The sequence below is a fragment of the Novipirellula methanifontis genome, from assembly GCF_052161655.1.
Lineage (GTDB): Bacteria > Planctomycetota > Planctomycetia > Pirellulales > Pirellulaceae > Novipirellula.
Map to the genome: position 1 here is coordinate 7,012,291 of NZ_CP197418.1, position 16,134 is coordinate 7,028,424.

Annotated in this window: 10 protein-coding genes; 5 read left to right on the plus strand and 5 right to left on the minus strand. The window is 54.9% G+C overall.

The features are described 5' to 3' along the window. Nucleotides 1–67: 67 nt before the first annotated feature. The 3 genes from SH528x_RS25475 to SH528x_RS25485 form a co-directional block, all read right to left on the minus strand. Nucleotides 68–1,567: a Gfo/Idh/MocA family protein gene (locus SH528x_RS25475; RefSeq protein ID WP_442506262.1), complete on the minus strand. Its 1,500-nt coding sequence runs from the start codon at nt 1,565–1,567 to the stop codon at nt 68–70. Nucleotides 1,568–1,871: 304 nt separating this feature from the next. Then, nucleotides 1,872–3,326 carry a DUF1501 domain-containing protein gene (locus SH528x_RS25480; RefSeq protein WP_442506263.1) on the minus strand — a complete coding sequence of 485 codons (1,455 nt, stop codon included), beginning with the start codon at nt 3,324–3,326 and terminating at the stop codon, nt 1,872–1,874. Between the two features lie 76 nt (nt 3,327–3,402). Next, nucleotides 3,403–6,423, minus strand: a complete 3,021-nt coding sequence (locus tag SH528x_RS25485) for a DUF1553 domain-containing protein (RefSeq protein WP_442512174.1) — start codon at nt 6,421–6,423, stop codon at nt 3,403–3,405. Between the two features lie 354 nt (nt 6,424–6,777). Here SH528x_RS25485 and SH528x_RS25490 point away from each other — a divergent pair, with 354 nt between their 5' ends. Next, nucleotides 6,778–7,422, plus strand: a complete 645-nt coding sequence (locus SH528x_RS25490) for a class I SAM-dependent methyltransferase (protein ID WP_442506264.1) — start codon at nt 6,778–6,780, stop codon at nt 7,420–7,422. Nucleotides 7,423–7,546: 124 nt separating this feature from the next. Here SH528x_RS25490 and SH528x_RS25495 read toward each other — a convergent pair whose 3' ends face one another. Next, on the minus strand, nt 7,547–8,839 hold the full coding sequence (locus SH528x_RS25495; protein ID WP_442506265.1) for an NAD(P)/FAD-dependent oxidoreductase: 1,293 nt from the start codon (nt 8,837–8,839) through the stop codon (nt 7,547–7,549). On the opposite strand from SH528x_RS25495, the gene SH528x_RS25500 reads away from it, so the two are divergent. The 4 genes from SH528x_RS25500 (at nt 8,838) to SH528x_RS25515 (ending at nt 14,834) form a co-directional block, all read left to right on the plus strand. Further along, nucleotides 8,838–9,518 carry a universal stress protein gene (locus SH528x_RS25500; protein ID WP_442506266.1) on the plus strand — a complete coding sequence of 227 codons (681 nt, stop codon included), beginning with the start codon at nt 8,838–8,840 and terminating at the stop codon, nt 9,516–9,518. The two genes, SH528x_RS25495 and SH528x_RS25500, sit on opposite strands and share 2 nt — an antisense overlap. A gap of 324 nt (nt 9,519–9,842) precedes the next feature. Further along, the gene (locus SH528x_RS25505; protein WP_442506267.1) at nt 9,843–10,163 is read left to right on the plus strand and encodes a hypothetical protein; all 321 of its coding nucleotides are present in this window, start codon (nt 9,843–9,845) and stop codon (nt 10,161–10,163) included. A 352-nt stretch (nt 10,164–10,515) separates the two neighbouring features. Further along, on the plus strand, nt 10,516–11,991 hold the full coding sequence (locus SH528x_RS25510) for a transposase (RefSeq protein ID WP_442506268.1): 1,476 nt from the start codon (nt 10,516–10,518) through the stop codon (nt 11,989–11,991). A gap of 62 nt (nt 11,992–12,053) precedes the next feature. Further along, nucleotides 12,054–14,834, plus strand: a complete 2,781-nt coding sequence (locus SH528x_RS25515) for a cation-transporting P-type ATPase (RefSeq protein WP_442506269.1) — start codon at nt 12,054–12,056, stop codon at nt 14,832–14,834. A gap of 162 nt (nt 14,835–14,996) precedes the next feature. Here the strand turns inward: SH528x_RS25515 and SH528x_RS25520 are convergent, their stop codons facing one another. Next, nucleotides 14,997–15,353 carry a hypothetical protein gene (locus SH528x_RS25520; protein WP_442506270.1) on the minus strand — a complete coding sequence of 119 codons (357 nt, stop codon included), beginning with the start codon at nt 15,351–15,353 and terminating at the stop codon, nt 14,997–14,999. Between the last annotated feature and the right edge of the window lie 781 nt (nt 15,354–16,134).

The following is a 16,134-nucleotide window of genomic DNA, read 5'->3' on the forward strand; positions in this document are numbered from 1 at the left end:
TGCTGGAAACGAGTTGTTCTATCGGCACACATCGAGTCTCTAACCCGACATCGGTTTGCAGCTGAAATCAAACTTCGCCCGACTTGGGAACCTCAAAGTTCTTGCGGTACTTTCGAGTCAGCATCGCGTTCGCTGCCTCGTTGTCGATGAAGGTTTCAGCCTTGGTGTCGATTTTCAGCACGGGCCCTAGCGTCATCGGAGTGCTCGCCAGGTCGATGCCGCTGCCCTTCAGGTGAGCAACGGTGCGATCGAGCGTTTCAACGTTATCATCGGTGCCACCAAACTCTTCGACAGCCTTTTGCACCTGATCGACCGGTGTCTGATTGCCGAGCCGATACGAAATCGAGGCGATATGACATAAGCCAGCCGAAAGATGCCCGTCACGAATGTTGCCATTGAGGTCGTCGGGGTTACGACTCTTGACGGCATCGACAAAGTTTTGGATGTGTTCGCTACCTAGCAGAGCGTCCTTGGACCCGATGTTGAAATTCCTCACCACCTTTCCATCCAGGTCCAATGCAAATCCAGTGCCCCAACCGGTCAATACAACCATGCCTTCGGTTCCGTAAAAGATATTCCCGATCGCTGCCTTCTGAAGGGGATCACTTGGTAGGCCGCGCATTTCGTGGACGATCGTTTTGTCCCCCGACTTGCAGATCGAAACCTGGGTGTTGGCGGTGTCGCCGGCGTCCTGGTAGCCAAGTCGGCCGCCATACGAGATCGCGCTGTCGCAAAGCGAGTCGATCCCCAAAGCCCAACGGGCGATATCCATTTCGTGGACGCCCTGGTTGTTGATGTCACCGTTGCCGAAGTGATATTGAAAGTGCCAATCGTAGTGGATTCGGGGGCGAGTGAGGGGCTGCATTTCGGCCGGGCCAACCCACAGGTCGTAATCAACCGACTTCGGTGGTTCGTAAACTCCCTTGCTACCGATCGACCCCCGACGTTTGTAGCAAAGTGCTCGCGCCAGCTTGACTTCACCGATCTTGCCGCTTTGCACGTAATCAACCGCCTCGATGGTTCCTGGCAACGAGCGACTGTGAGTGCCGGTTTGACAAATCTTCTGATACTTATTGACCGCCTCAATCAGCCGCTGGCCTTCGGAGATATTGTGCGATACCGGTTTCTCGACATACACATCCTTGCCTGCTTGCATCGTCCAAATCCCAGCCAAAGCGTGCCAGTGATTGGGCGTGGAGATCACCGCGGCGTCGATTTCCTTGTCGTCAAGCCCTTGACGCATGTCGCGGATCAACTGGGGACGATAGTGGAACAACTTTTCAAATTCATCCAGCCGCTCGTGCCCGATTGCCTCATCCACATCGCAGAAGTACTTAATGTGACACTCACGATTGTTAGCAAGCAACTTAGACAGGAACCTGCCCCGACCGCCGATACCGCACAGCATCAAATTCAGCTTGTCATTTGCCGGCGTCGCCGCGTCGGCTGCACTTGCGTTTGTTACTGTTGAAACTGCATTGGAAGTCGCGGCCAGCACTGCGGTAGCGATGGCCGTGTCGCTAAGAAAACGTCGTCGAGTGAGTTGAGGCATCGTTGAAAAACTCATGGTGGGATGTAGGAGGGGGAACGAGAGGTTCTGTCGATCACGTTCAGCAGTCGAACTTGCCAGCTTTCAGGTATGGATTGAGCGACTCAACTTGCCACTCGTTTTCACCAATCTCGGTTTCCGCGAACGACAGGCTGCAAATGATTGGCGTTGCAAGAGCGCTTTCGCCTGGCCGGTACTGGCGTCAGACCATCGTAGAGAACACGTCACGCGACTTCAACCGATAGTAATCCAGACTGTATAGACTCTGCGGCGCCGGAAAAATCGTCTGAGTACCTTTCCTGGCCCTTTCCACTGTTGAACACTATGCCAAAATCTCGTGGATAACGTGCCCGTGCACGTCGGTTAGCCGACGATCGATGCCGTTTTGATAGTAGGTCAACCGCTGGTGATCGATCCCAAGTAGATGTAACGCCGTGGCGTGCAAGTCGTAACAGTACGTGGGCGACTGGATCGCTTTGGATCCGAGTTCATCGGTCGCACCATAACGGACGCCTCCTTTGATTCCGCCGCCGGCGAGCCAGGCGGTGAAGGCACCCGCGTTATGATCGCGGCCTTTCCCCTCCTTGCCTTGCGCCCCGGGTTGGCGACCAAACTCGGTGGTACAAATCACCAACGTATCGTCGAGCATACCATGTGCCTTCAAATCCTTCAGCAGCGCCGAGGCACCGGCGTCCAGCACGGCTCCCCAATAGCCGTGGTCGCGAACGATATCTTCGTGACTGTCCCAATTTGGCCGGATCTTCTTTGCCGTTGTGTTCTCCGCTCCACAATAGATCTGGACAAACCGCACACCCCGCTGCGTCAACCGACGCGCCAGTAAGCACTGCCGACCAAACGGACCGTGCTCGGGATGATCGACCTCATACAAACGTCTTGTCGATTCGCTTTCGGATTGAATATCGGTTACTTCGGGGGCACTGAGCTGCAATCTCGCCGCCATTTCGTAGGCCTTGATCCTCGCATCCAGCTCGCTGTTGCCGCTGCGTGTCTCGCGATGCAATTGATTCAATTTTTGCAGAAAGTCCAATCCCGCACGTTCCGATGACGCCGTTTGCTCCGCAAATCCCGCTGGCGGAAACAAATCGGCGATCGGTTGTTTTGGATTCGATGTGTCCAGCATCGTCGCCTGGTGAACGGCCGGCAAAAAACCGGCTCCCCAATTGATGATGCCGCCCGGTGGCAAGCCTCTTGGATCAGGCAAAACGACGAAGGCAGGTAGATCGTCGGCTTCGCTGCCAAGTCCATACGTCACCCATGATCCCATGCTGGGAAAACCAGGTAGTGTGAAGCCCGTGTTCATCATGAAGCAGGCCGGGCCATGCAGCGCCGTTTTGCTTTGCATCGAGTGAATGAAGGCAATGTCATCGACACATGTCGCTAACTTGGGTAACAAGTCGCTGACCCACATCCCTGATTCGCCATGTTGACGAAATTTCCAATGACTTGGTTGGCAATTGCCCGGTTTGGAAGCAAAGAACTGCAACTTGCCATCAGGGTCAAAAGGCTGGCCGGCTCGCTTTACCAGTTCGGGCTTGTGGTCAAACGTATCGAGGTGACTCATCCCACCAGGACAAAAGATCTGAATCACTCGCCGTGCCTTGGGGGCATGGTGAATTGCCGCCTGAGTTTCGCCCGCCAGCATCGCCGTCAGCGCGAGCCCACCAAGACCTCCACCTGCATTTTGCAGAAACGTACGTCGTGACGATAGCGGCATCGCCGGAGTGACGGATTGGGCAGGGTGAGAGTTTTGATTCATGAGCAGGTTGAATGGAAGGCGTCTGCGGGGCGATCACAAATTTGTGGAATTAACCTCTTGGTTTCAGCCGATCTCGTTAATCCAAGTAAACAAATTCATTGGTGTTTAATAACGATCGGCAAAGCGAAAAAAGTCCCTGGGCTTTGACAAACGGCTCCGCTAATTGCATTTCCAGGGCCGATGGTTTTCTTGCGAACGCCAATTCGAAAGCACGCACCACTTGGCGTTCCGGCTCGCCACCGACTTCCTGCACAATTCGCGCGGCGAAATAGCGTGTTTGCCTGAGCATAAAATCATTGTTCAGCAATGCGAGCGATTGCAGCGGGGTGGTTGTCGTGCTTCTTTTGGGTGTCATATTCGCAGGATCGGGGCAATCCAACGTGGTCAAAAAACCGTCGGGCGTCGTACGAACGATATAGCGATAAATACTTCGCCGCCAAAGCTCGGGTTGATCGGCGGTCCGGTAGGTGTAGATCGGAGCGTACGCTTCTTGATACTCAAAATCTTCGAATCCTGGACCGCCACGCTCGAGATTCAACTTGCCACTGACGAATAACACCGCATCGCGAATCGCCTCCGCTTCGATGCGACGTGGATTCTGACGCCACAACAGTCGATTGCCAGCATCCAATTCAACACCCGCCAAATCCTTCAAATCGCTTGATTGTTGCTTGTACGTCTGACTATTCAAAATCAGACGATGCATTGCCTTGAGAGATCCATTCTTTCTGGACAATTCTGTCGCCAACCAATCAAGCAACTCAGGGTGCGAGGGACGCCCGCCGCCAAAGCCAAAGTCACTCGCCGTGTTGACAATGCCTTGACCAAAGTGCCATTGCCACAGGCGATTGACGATCACCCGCGGCGTCAATGGATTGTCGGGGTGAGTGATCCAGTTCGCCAGCGTGACACGCCGTTCTGCTGCATTAGACTCGTGAGATGCGAGGGCGGGCCGCAGCATCGTTAGGCAACCGAGTGCCGCGGGCGCGAGTGGTTCACCGCTTGGCGACTCGGGGTCGCCCCGTATCAAAACATGAACTTGGGGCACGTCCATAGATGACGAAACTCCGTAGAACCTCGGCGGTGGGGCGAGCTTCGCCAATCGATCAGATATCGAACCGCGTTCGCAGCGAAGTTTTTTAAGACGTTGTTGGTCGCTGGTTGTGAGCGAAATGGATTCCGTGGCGATTAATTTCGCATCACCAAAACCGACTTGATCATGCCCGTAACCGTTACCGCCATCCGTGGAAACCAAGGTCAAGAATCGTGCCTCCCGAGGCACAGTGACGTCAAGATGATGCAAGCCATCGTCGCGCCGAATCCCGCGATTCTCGGCGACTAGGCGTCCATCGATGAACACCCAAGCGTCAGCGTGAAAGCTGCCCGCTGCGCCAAAGTAGCCAAGCTTGGCAGTAAATCGAAACTCACCATCGCCGTTTTCTTTACGAACGCCGTTGACACTGCGAATCGCATCCAGATCAAATGTAATCCCTGCGTTTGCGTGCATTCCTAGGACGGAATGGCCCGGTTTTGTGAAATCGATGCCACCAAGTTCGTTCGAATGCTGACTGGTCACCGGACCGTTGCGAATCAAATCCCAAGCGGCACCTGATGTGCTAGGCAGTCCCGACACGGTAATCCCGGTCGAGCTAACCACAATCTCAGCGTTTTCTTCGTGTCCATCGGGAATGAAAACACCATCGACATACGGCAACTCGGACGGCGTAAACTTGTTCGTCACAACCGTGCCGAGCGAACCGAGATCGCGGCGATCGATCGCTCCGGATCGAACGTCGATGCCGTCTCGATATTTTCCCGTGCCATGGCCGTTACCACCGCCCACCAAATCCGCCAAGTCGATTCCCGTGCCTTCAAGTTTCCCGATCTCATAATCGATCTCGCTAAGTCGGTGGGTCAGCTGAGTCTTGTCGTTCTCGTACTTCTGTAATGTGAGCCCGCCAACGAGGCGATCCTCGCGTTTGACTCCCGCGAAGACGGCTTGTAGTTCGTAATACTCACGCTGTGAAATGGGATCCAGTTTATGATCATGACATCGAGCGCAGTTGATAGTCATCGCCATCGTCGTAGTCAGCACCTGAGTTGCCATATCGTCGAGATCAAGTGAGCGAGCCGCTCGGCGAAGTTCATCGCTTTTCGTTTCGACTTGACCCACGAAATCCCACGGCCCCGACGCCAGGAAACCGGTCGCAATTACCGCTTGCGGATCCTCGGGCCACAACACATCGCCGCAGATTTGTTCTTGCAAAAAACGATCGTACGGTTTGTCATCGTTCAGTGCCCCGATGACGTAATCACGATACCGCCAAGCGTTGTCGCGTCGCATGTCGCGTTCAAATCCGTGGGTATCCGCGTAATGAGCGATGTCGAGCCAATGACGTGCGTAACGCTCGCCATAGTGCGTTGAATCGAGCAAGCGGTCAACCAGTTTCTCGTACGCCCGAGGGTCTGGATCGCTGACAAAGGCGTCGACCGCTTCGGGTGACGGCGGCAATCCATGCAGATCGAAAGTGAGGCGACGAATTAATGTACGGCGATCCGCGATCGGGCTCAGGCTAAGATCGTGCACCGCAAGTTTTCCACGAACGAACTCGTCGATGCTCGTCTTTGTGGTGACCTCTTTGCGGATCGGTTGCAGTGACCACCACGTTTCGTCCGCCTTGGATTTCTCGTGGATTACGACGTCGCCGGGCCAACTCGCGCCTTGATCAATCCAATCGCGAATCATTTGCACTTCCCGTTCAGAAAGCGGTTTACTCTGCTGGGGCATTTCTGGCACGCCGCCTTCGACAGCTACGATCAAATCGATCAGCGGACTCGCGTCCGACTCGCCAGGAATGATGTAGTCATTGTCCAGCAAATCATCTGCCGTCGCCAACGAGACATCTCCCTTGTCGATACCCGGCGAATGACAGCGAATACAATGCTGTTGAACAATCGGCAGAACTTGAGTCACAAAGTCAACAGGTTCACCCGCGGCAGCAATCGCCGGAACGAACCAAACGAAACCGGCGACGAGCAGACAACGGATTGAGCAATCGAACTGTTTGGCGAACTGCTTAGCGAACTCCAGAACCATCACGGATGGACTTCGTTGATCACGTCGCGATTCTTATCCACGATCGCACAGTGTTCAGCGTCAATGAGCGGTGAATCCATGGTGCAGGAGGGGGCTGGTGCGGAGGGAAGCAAATCTAAGCGGCGGGTAGGGACAGGCGAGGACGCAGTCGGGAACGCTTGAGGCAATTCTTCCAATCATCGCCAACTCGCCCGTCAATAGTCTACACGGTTTGCCAGCTCCATGACGCGCATCGCCTTCCGATTCGTTAACGAGCCCGAAACGGAACGTTGCTTGCACCGCGACCGCAAACAAAACGGTATATTTCAGAATGGCACCACACTTGTATTCCCTCTTCAGCCGAGCTTCTTAGCTATGAACGCAACGGAAAAGTTTTACGATCGCATCAGCCATGCATATGACTTGATCGCCGACGGGGGTGAACATGTCGCTCGCGAGCGAGGCCTAGCACTGCTGGACATCGCACCGGGCGAATCGGTTCTGGAGATCGGATTTGGCACGGGACATTCCCTGTTGGCGATTGCCGAATCCGTGGGCCCAACCGGATTGGTAGCAGGAGTGGACATCTCGTCCGGGATGCATGACGTTGCCATGAAACGATTGAAGCAGGCGGGATATAACGATCGGGTGGCGTTGGTCGTCCAAGAAACGCCGCCGCTGCCCTACACCGATTCGACGTTCGATTGCGTGGTAATGAGCTTCACACTCGAGCTGTTTCCGATCGCACGAATCCCCAGCGTGTTAGCGGAATGCCGGCGAGTTCTGAAGCCGGGTGGACGTCTTGGCGTGGTCAGTATGGCAACGGTTTCGGACGGTAAATCCGAAAGTGTGCTGGAACGCACCTACGTCTGGATGCACACTCATTTTCCGCACATCGTCGATTGCCAACCGATCCCGCTGGAGCGGTTAGTCGAAGAAGCCGGATTCTCGATTGCCACTCAAGAACGCATCGACCTGTTCACGATGCCCGTCGCAATCGTCGTCGCAAGCACCTCGTAGTCAAAACACTCCCGCTACGAATCGCCGTGCATCGTTGTAGCGAAACTCGCCAAGAGTTTCGGAATTCCCTATCCAGCCGAAACTCTTGGCGAGTTTCGCTACCTAAGAACAACAGCAATCTTGCTTACGACTTTTCCTCAGTCGCTCGATCGCTTGTCACATGAATACTTTGTTGCGAGTAATCACGCCGGAAAAACATATCGGCCGTCCAGTCCATTGCCACACGTAACTTGCGACCAAAACCCGGCATGATACCGAGATATACGGTTCGCCATAAAAACCAGGCGACCAGCCCGGTGAGGTGCATGCCGAACACGTTAGCGATCGCTTGACGACCGCCCAGCGGAGCCATCGTGCCTTTGTTGCGATAGTTCAGCGGTAGCGTCGAGCGACCGCGTAGTACCGCTGCCAGATTCTCAGCGGCCATGCGTCCCTCCCGCAACGCATGTTGTGCGGTGGGCGGGTACGCGTTACCCGCCGCGTCGAGATTGGAGGCACAATCGCCGATCCCCCAAATATTTTCGCGGCCCTTCACACGCAAGTCGCGTTCGCACTCGAGATACCCGTGGGCGTTGATCGGCAAGTCGAGTTCCTTCAGCAGCGGCGGCGGAGCCACTCCAGCTGACCAAATCACTGTATGGGAGCCAATTTGTTCGCCGCTTTGCAGAGTGAAGGACGTTTCGGAGACCTCCGAGACGCTTTCGTTCAAACGAATCTCGACGCCGTTACGCCGCATCACGCCGCTCGCCTTCTCGGACATCGCTTCATCGAGCGTATCCAAGATTCGCCCAGAACGCTGGATCAGCATCACGCGAATATCGGGCTCGCTAACGTTGCGATACTCTCGAAGTGCCTCTCTCAAGAACGCATTAAACTCGCCCGCCGCTTCCACTCCGGTGTACCCGGCTCCGACCACCGCAAACGTTAACCAACTCTGGCGATGCTCGTGATCGGGTGCAAGGTTGGCCATTTCCAACATCCCAATCGCTCGATCTCGCAGCACCGTGGCATCGGCCAGCGTTTTCAGTCCATACGCGTATTCTTTTACTCCTGAGATTCCTGGCATCCGTGTGACGCTTCCCATCGCCATCACCAGATGGTCGTAGGATAAGTTCACGGTGTCGCCAAATTCGGGCTGAACCGTGACCGTTTGGGAATCCAAGTCGACGCTTTCGACTTTTGCCATCACAAAGTCACTGGACGACAAGAAACCTCTCAGTGGCACGATCACATGGCGTGGTTCGAGCGCGGACGTGGCTGCCTCGACCAACATCGGCGTGAAAACGAAATAGTTCTGCTCGTTGACAAGCGTGATTTGCACGTCACGTCCACGCATCCGTTTTTCGAGTTGCTTGACACAGTACGCACCGGCAAACCCGCCGCCGAGCACCACGATTTTGGTTGGTTGTTTTCTCATGAATCCAATTGTATCGAGAGGCAACAAGCAACCGAAGCGGTGGTGTCCAGCCGAGGACACGACGGTATCGCCGCCAACGAATTGTAAATCGGCAGACACGCAGCGATGCGAATTGGCACAGCGTGTGCGTAAACGTGTATTAGAAAACGATATACCGTTTCCGCCAAAGCATCCTGGTCTACACCCGCCTGAGGAAATCATGAGCCACTTTGATAACGCAAAAATTCTTGTGCCGTATGACTTCTCTGAATTCTCGCTCCCCGCGGTTGAAACGGCGATGAAGATCGCGGGCAAGAACGACAACATTACAGTATTGCACGTCGTTGAACCTGTTCCGCTTTACGGTTATTCCGCTGACAACGGCATCGGACTCGGCGGTAGTGCAGGTTGGGGCATGCCCGACGTTGGCTTGGCGGCGGAAATCGACACGGACCACCAGCAGCGCGTCTTAGAGATGCTGCAAGCGGAATTTAATGACGTTTCGCATCAAGGATTGAACTACGAAACGGTCGTCAACGAACCGGCGCACGGTATCACCGACTATGCAGAACAGAACGGATTCGATTTGATCGTGTTGCCGTCGCATGGCCGCACCGGCGTGACTCGCCTGTTGATCGGCTCAACCGCCGAGCGGGTGGTTCGTTTGGCGCACTGTCCGGTGCTGGTACTACGTGCCTGATGATGATTCCGCCGCAGGTCAATATGAGTCACTCAACGTATTGACCTGAGCCGACGGCGCTAGCCGCGGGCCTATTAATATTGCAGGAAACATGCCCGCGGCTAGCTGCCGTCGGCTCACAGAATGATCGACGTTTCACCGGTAAATACCGGACGACCTGCTTACTGCAACTCGAGAACGGCATTTCCATCGGCCTTAGCAAACGGGGCGCCTTCCAATTTGTTCGCAGTGACGCCCCTGCAGTACAGCAAAGTTGCCGTACAATAGAGGTTGGCGAGATCCAATCACAATACAATCGCCGAGCTTACGAAGGGAGAAAACGAGATGTTTCACAAATCCGATTTAGAGCATTTTGGCGAAGAATTCCCTCAAGATTCGACGGGCTACGTGCCCGCCAAAGGCGACTGTTGGCGGCAAATGCAATTTGACCACGCCGACATGGATCCCAATGCCGAGGGAATTTCAGCGGAAGAAAAGAAGCGTCGCCTAGACTACCTCGATACCGTGTGGTGGCCCAAAGTTTTGGAGAAGGTCCGCGTCGAACGACAGCGACTCGAAGCCGAGCATGGTGAAACGTTTATCAAACGCTGGCATCAAGCCGTCAATCGCTCTGCCGAACAGCCGCATGGTTTCGGAAACGGATAGCGAGACACAGCGTCACACCTGTGCGAATCGTGACAACAAGGATTCCGCGGGTTCCAGCTTCGCACATTTGCTTTGCAATGTTGAACAATTGTCGTAGAACAATTGTCCCCAATTGTTTCGCCCCTTGAGTCAGCGGTGCTGGCGAAACAACTCGCGAACTGCTGGTTTAGTTATCCGTTTTGGCACTAGCCATGGTTTCGTCACCATCCAACCGGGGCTAGCGCCCAAGCGCAACGCTGTGAAGCATTTTGAGCACGTAAAAAGCGGGGTTTTCACCAAGCTCCGAATATGAAAAAAGCCAGATTCCCCCCAAACACTAACTGAAACACTTCAGTCAGAAAGGAATCTGGCCATGAGTCGCAAGAAGCAGACAAAACGTAGTAAGCAAAACCAACGTCGCAAACCTAACCGCCAATCTCGTCGCAAGAACAAGACGATCTTCAACGAGGTGTGTCGTTGGATTGTTCCCAAAGGTGAATTGTTTACCAAAGATACATTTCATGGCAATATCAAATGGATGCCCGAAGAATTGGCGATCCAGGCACTCATCTGGTCTTGGCAAAATGAGATAAACGTCACCGATGCCTTCGATCAGACGATGGAAATCTGTGAAGAGCTGGGGCTTCACTGCACCGCCAAAACCTACACGGCCTTCATGAACGCATTGGATCGCTACGAATCGCTGTTCACGACGCGGCTTCGCCAGAGACATCAGTCATTGGCCCAGGAAGTGGGCGGACGTTTTTGGAGGTCCGCTGACTGGGTACTGATCGGCTTCGATGGGTCACGCGTGACGGTCCCGCGAACGGCCGCCAATGAGAAAGCTTTTTGTGCACCCAACTATGGCCGCGGCGTGCGTGCCAAATACGGAAAGAAGAAGTCCAAGGGGATGCGACGGAAGCGGAACCAGAAGAACAAACCTCAGCCACAAGAACCACAAATCTGGGTCACGATGATGTGGCACATGAGCCTTCGTCTACCGTGGACTTGGCGTTTGGGGCCATCGAACTCAAGCGAACGAGGCCACGTCGTGGAGATGCTTAAGGAAGAGACTTTCCCGGAAAAGACACTGTTTTGTGGTGACGCGGGCTTCGTAGGTTATCCTCTGTGGAGTGCGATCCTGGCTGCCGGTGGTGACTTCCTTGTTCGTGTCGGAGCGAACGTGAAGTTGCTCAGCGAGCAGGCTGATATCAAGCAACTCGGTGGAGGTCGAGTCTTGTGTTGGCCCAAGGGGAGGATGGAATCTGGCGCCCCGCCGCTGAAGCTGCGTCTGGTGAAAGTGAAAGTTGGCAAGACGAAGATGTGGATGCTTACGAGCGTATTGAGCGCTCGTAAGCTGAGGCACAAGCAGCTCATTGGTTACTACAAAATGCGTTGGGGAATCGAGGTCGAATTCTGCGGCTTGAAACAAACCATTGACAAGCACAAACTACGTTGCCGCAACAGCGATCGGGCATTGGCGGAACTGGACTGGTCGATTCGCGCGATGGCGATTGCCGAACTGCTGGCGCTGCGAGAACAGATTCCCGAACAGCAAGACGTTCCCGAGCAAGTCGACTATGATCCGAAAAAACGAAGTTTGGCCAACACGATGCGTTGCTTGCGACGCTGCATGCGTCGCCTCGACAAATATTGCAGTGCGAGTGACAACATGCTGCACAGCCTGTCGCAAGCCCTCGTCCAGACCTATCAAGCGGGCACGGACAAGAAGGCGCGTTACCGTCCAAAGAACCCACACAAGAAACCGTTGGGCGATCCTGAAATAAGAAAACTGAACATGGAAGAACGTAAAAAACTCGCCGAATTCCATCAAAACCAAGCAGCCTAAAATACTTCACAGCGTTGGCCCAAGCGGCTAACATAAGTGCGGCAATAACGGCAGGAGCAAGCATGGAAACGCTGATTGAACGACTGTGGCATCATACTGCTGCGGATGAAGTCGTCCGATTGCTGAAAAGCGATTCGAAAAGTGGACTGGATCGGTTCGAGGTCGAAGCACGCCAACGGCATTTTGGCTCCAACTCCATACCTGTCCGCGGCGGTCCTGGACCGCTAATTCGTTTTCTGATGCAGTTTCATCAGCCGCTGCTGTACATCCTTTTGACTGCGGCGGTGATCACTGCCTTGTTGGACGAGTGGGTAGACGCGTCGGTCATTTTCGGCGTGGTGCTGGTGAACGCGATCATCGGTTACCTGCAAGAGTCAAAAGCCGCCAAAGCACTCGAGGCACTGGCCAGGACCACATTGACCGAAGCTCGCGTGGTTCGCTCGGGAGAAACGAGAAACGTGCCATCAACCGAATTGGTGCCAGGTGACGTGGTGTTGTTGCAATCGGGTGACAAGGTTCCTGCGGATCTGCGTTTATTGCGGTCGCGTGATTTGCAAGTGGACGAGTCGGCGCTGACGGGCGAGTCAGTCCCGACCGAAAAGAAGGCAATCGAACTACGGTTGGAAACGCCGCTCGCCGAACGCCGCAACATGGCTTACGCCTCCACGCTCGTGACTTACGGCCAAGGCCGCGGTGTCGTCGTGGCAACCGCAGCCAAAACCGAGGTCGGACGTATTTCCGAACTCATTTCGCTGGCCGATGTGCTGGAAACACCTCTGACGCGGAAGATCGCCAAATTCAGCCGCGTGCTGCTGGTCGTGATTCTGTTGTTGGCCGCGGTCACTTTCGCCGTCGGCGTGTGGCGTGGGCAAGCCAAATTCGAGATGTTTATGGCAGCCGTTGCATTGGCCGTCGGTGCGATCCCCGAAGGATTGCCTGCTGCGGTGACGATTACGCTGGCGATCGGTGTCGCCCGCATGGCTCGCCGGCGTGCGATCATTCGCAAACTGCCCGCCGTGGAAACGCTCGGCGGCACCACGGTTGTCTGTTCCGATAAAACCGGCACGTTGACCGTAAACCAGATGACCGTGCTGGAAATCTGGGCCGCAAGTCAGCGGTTGACGACATCGGGAAGCGGCTATGAACCGACCGGCAAAATACAGGTCTGCGGCGACGAGCAAGCCGAGATTTTGACGAGCGCCGCAGTGCGTCATTGTCTGCAGACAGGATTGATGTGCAACGACTCACAATTGATGAGCACCGATTCAGGATGGAAAGTGCAAGGCGATCCGACCGAGGGCGCACTGATCGCCGTGGCGGGCAAAGCGGGCCTGGACGGAAAGCAACTCGACACGCAAATGCCTCGGTTGGACACAATTCCATTTGAGTCACAGCATCAATACATGGCGACCTTGCACGACAACGTGGCCGATCACGCACGGCATCTGTATGTCAAAGGAGCGGTGGAAGTACTGCTGTCGAAGTGCCCGTTGGCAATGACCGCATCGGGAGAAACCTGCCCGCTGGACGTCGCCATGGTTCATCACCAAGTCGAAGCGATGGCTGCCGAAGGACTGCGAGTGTTGGCGTTTGCGGGGAAACAACTGCCACCGGCGACCCGCGAAATCAGCCACGGCGATGTCGGCGATCTTGTCTTCTATGGGTTGCAAGGCATGATCGATCCGCCGCGTCCCGAAGCCGTGGCGGCGATCAAAGCGTGTCAGACCGCGGGCATCCGCGTCAAAATGATCACCGGAGATCATGCCAAGACAGCACAAGCGATTGCTCAGCAACTGGGACTCGATGGGACCGACACTGGCAACAACCACGCCCCCATCGTCAAGACCGCTCACGATCTTGCCGGGACCAGCGACCAACAGCTGATCGAGGTGGCGGATCAGGTGGCCGTGTTCGCCCGAGCGACTCCCGAGTTGAAACTGCGACTCGTTCGCGCGTTGCAGGCCAACGGGCACATCGTCGCCATGACCGGTGACGGAGTCAACGATGCGCCGGCGCTGAAGCAGGCCGACATCGGGGTAGCGATGGGGATCGGTGGGACCGAAGTTGCCAAGGAAGCCGCCGACATGGTGCTGACCGACGACAACTTTGCCTCGATCGAAGCTGCGGTCGAAGAAGGCCGCGGCGTGTTCGACAACCTGACCAAGTTCATCGTATGGACACTGCCCACGAACATGGGCGAAGGGTTGGTGATTTTGGCGGCAATCTTTGTGGGCGTGGCGTTGCCAATCCTGCCGGTGCAAATCCTGTGGATCAACATGACCACCGCGGTTTTGTTGGGACTGATGCTTGCGTTTGAGCCCAAGGAAGACGACATCATGACACGGCCCCCACGCGATCCGCGAGCTCCCCTGTTGACTGGCGAGTTGATCGGCCGAATCATCCTCGTCTCGCTGGTTATGTTGGTAGGGGCATTTGGTTCGTTTGAATGGGCGATAGGGCGAGGCTACAGCGAAGTCGTCGCACGCACGGTTTCGGTGAACGTGTTTGTGATGGTCGAGTTGTTTTACTTATTCAACTGTCGCTCGCTGACGAAATCGATGTTCGCAATAGGAGTGTTTTCGAATCGCTGGATCGGTCTCGGGGTGGCCACGATGTTGGTATTGCAGTTGGCGTTTACCTACGTGCCTATCATGAATCGCATTTTCCACAGCGCCCCGATTGGCTGGGATGCCTGGTGGCGCATCCTGCTAACTGGATTGGCGACGTACATGATTGTAGGATTCGAGAAATGGTTGCGGCGAAAACGCCGCGGTGGGACTGACGCAACGTCCGCTCCTGCTTCGCTCGCCAATGAGCCCATCGCGAGCCAGCCCATTCGGTGATGAAATTCCGGTGGAATCAACGACGGCGTTTTTTTGTCGCATCGAACTTTCTGCCATCTCGACGAGGTTCACCCGCAGCTCGCGAACGAAGCGATCGTCAGTCCCCCTGCTTGGAATGAGATAACAACATCAGTTTGTCATTCAGCTCTTGACCGGCCTCGATTAGCGGCGGAACTGTTCCAGCAGCGCTATAACCGCATCATGGTTTTCACTCGATGTTGAGATTACAAGGGATGCATTCTGTGGGTAGGGAGCCATTGTCGAAGGCCCGCCTTTGGCCTCCCAGCTCTCGGGCGAAATCGTTGACTGGATCAATGACATCACTAGTGACGGGCTAAACATCCCATCCTTCGTCCAAACCGGCAGGTCTTGCAGACGGTACACCTTTGGATAAACACGAGTGTCTTCCTCGACTTGTTCCGACTCATTCGATGGCGTTTTCAACGCAGGATCTTGTGCAACCGCCAAGCAACAAACAAGTCCGAGACCAAGTGCCCCAACGATTTTCAATGAACGCATCGCAACCTCCGGTAGATGGAATGAGTAATGAAAGCAGGATAACGAGAGTGCACAATCGATGAAACAGAGATTTCTGATTGGCAACCTATGCCCGCCGACCTGAATATCAAGCGATACACGTCAGCGGAAGACGACGATGCCAACGCTGATCCTTGCGTCAACCGCTTTGGTCAGAAGTTGACAAGGGCAGCAGAGACGAACGCACCTTCCAGCTAAGAAATCGCTATCTACCGGAAGCCATGATCCGCACACACCGCCAAGTTTTGGACGGCAATTTTTACAGGAAAATGGGGACAGGAAAATGAAAAACAAATGGATCGTGGCCCTCGAATGACACGAATGTGTCCCGTGGATGATTTGCGGGCGATCTTGCTGCAAAGAGTTGAATGTGACGGCATAGCCGGGCATTCGAATGAATTGGGAGGCGTCGCCAACGCCTGCACCGCTTGGACCAGTCGCAACGCGACGAAATGCAAAAGCCCCGGACGTGAGTCCGGGGACTACGATAAAACCGCAACCGTTGAGTCGCGAAGCGATGACAGGAACGGCCGGATACGCACATCATTCGGGGTTCGCAACCGTTTGCAGAGCCGCTTTCCCCTGTTGTCGTTTTGCAACTTGGAGAGTCGGCACGTGCTTCACAGGGGATGGCGGACGCAGTACACGTTCACACATTCGACTTTATGTGCTCAGTGATTTAAAGGTTCAATGATCTAACACTAAACCTTTGTGCTAGAAGCCAGTTTTCGCGAGTCTTAGTGGAGCGTCGTTCTATGTAAAA

Excerpts from the sequence above, each read along its gene's own strand:
- SH528x_RS25475 (WP_442506262.1), bottom strand. The coding sequence starts at position 1,567 with ATGAGTTTTTCAACGATGCCTCAACTCACTCGACGACGTTTTCTTAGC.
- SH528x_RS25480 (WP_442506263.1), bottom strand. The coding sequence starts at position 3,326 with ATGAATCAAAACTCTCACCCTGCCCAATCCGTCACTCCGGCGATGCCG.
- SH528x_RS25485 (WP_442512174.1), bottom strand. The coding sequence starts at position 6,423 with ATGGTTCTGGAGTTCGCTAAGCAGTTCGCCAAACAGTTCGATTGCTCA.
- SH528x_RS25490 (WP_442506264.1), top strand. The coding sequence starts at position 6,778 with ATGAACGCAACGGAAAAGTTTTACGATCGCATCAGCCATGCATATGAC.
- SH528x_RS25500 (WP_442506266.1), top strand. The coding sequence starts at position 8,838 with ATGAATCCAATTGTATCGAGAGGCAACAAGCAACCGAAGCGGTGGTGT.
- SH528x_RS25495 (WP_442506265.1), bottom strand. The coding sequence starts at position 8,839 with ATGAGAAAACAACCAACCAAAATCGTGGTGCTCGGCGGCGGGTTTGCC.
- SH528x_RS25505 (WP_442506267.1), top strand. The coding sequence starts at position 9,843 with ATGTTTCACAAATCCGATTTAGAGCATTTTGGCGAAGAATTCCCTCAA.
- SH528x_RS25510 (WP_442506268.1), top strand. The coding sequence starts at position 10,516 with ATGAGTCGCAAGAAGCAGACAAAACGTAGTAAGCAAAACCAACGTCGC.
- SH528x_RS25515 (WP_442506269.1), top strand. The coding sequence starts at position 12,054 with ATGGAAACGCTGATTGAACGACTGTGGCATCATACTGCTGCGGATGAA.
- SH528x_RS25520 (WP_442506270.1), bottom strand. The coding sequence starts at position 15,353 with ATGCGTTCATTGAAAATCGTTGGGGCACTTGGTCTCGGACTTGTTTGT.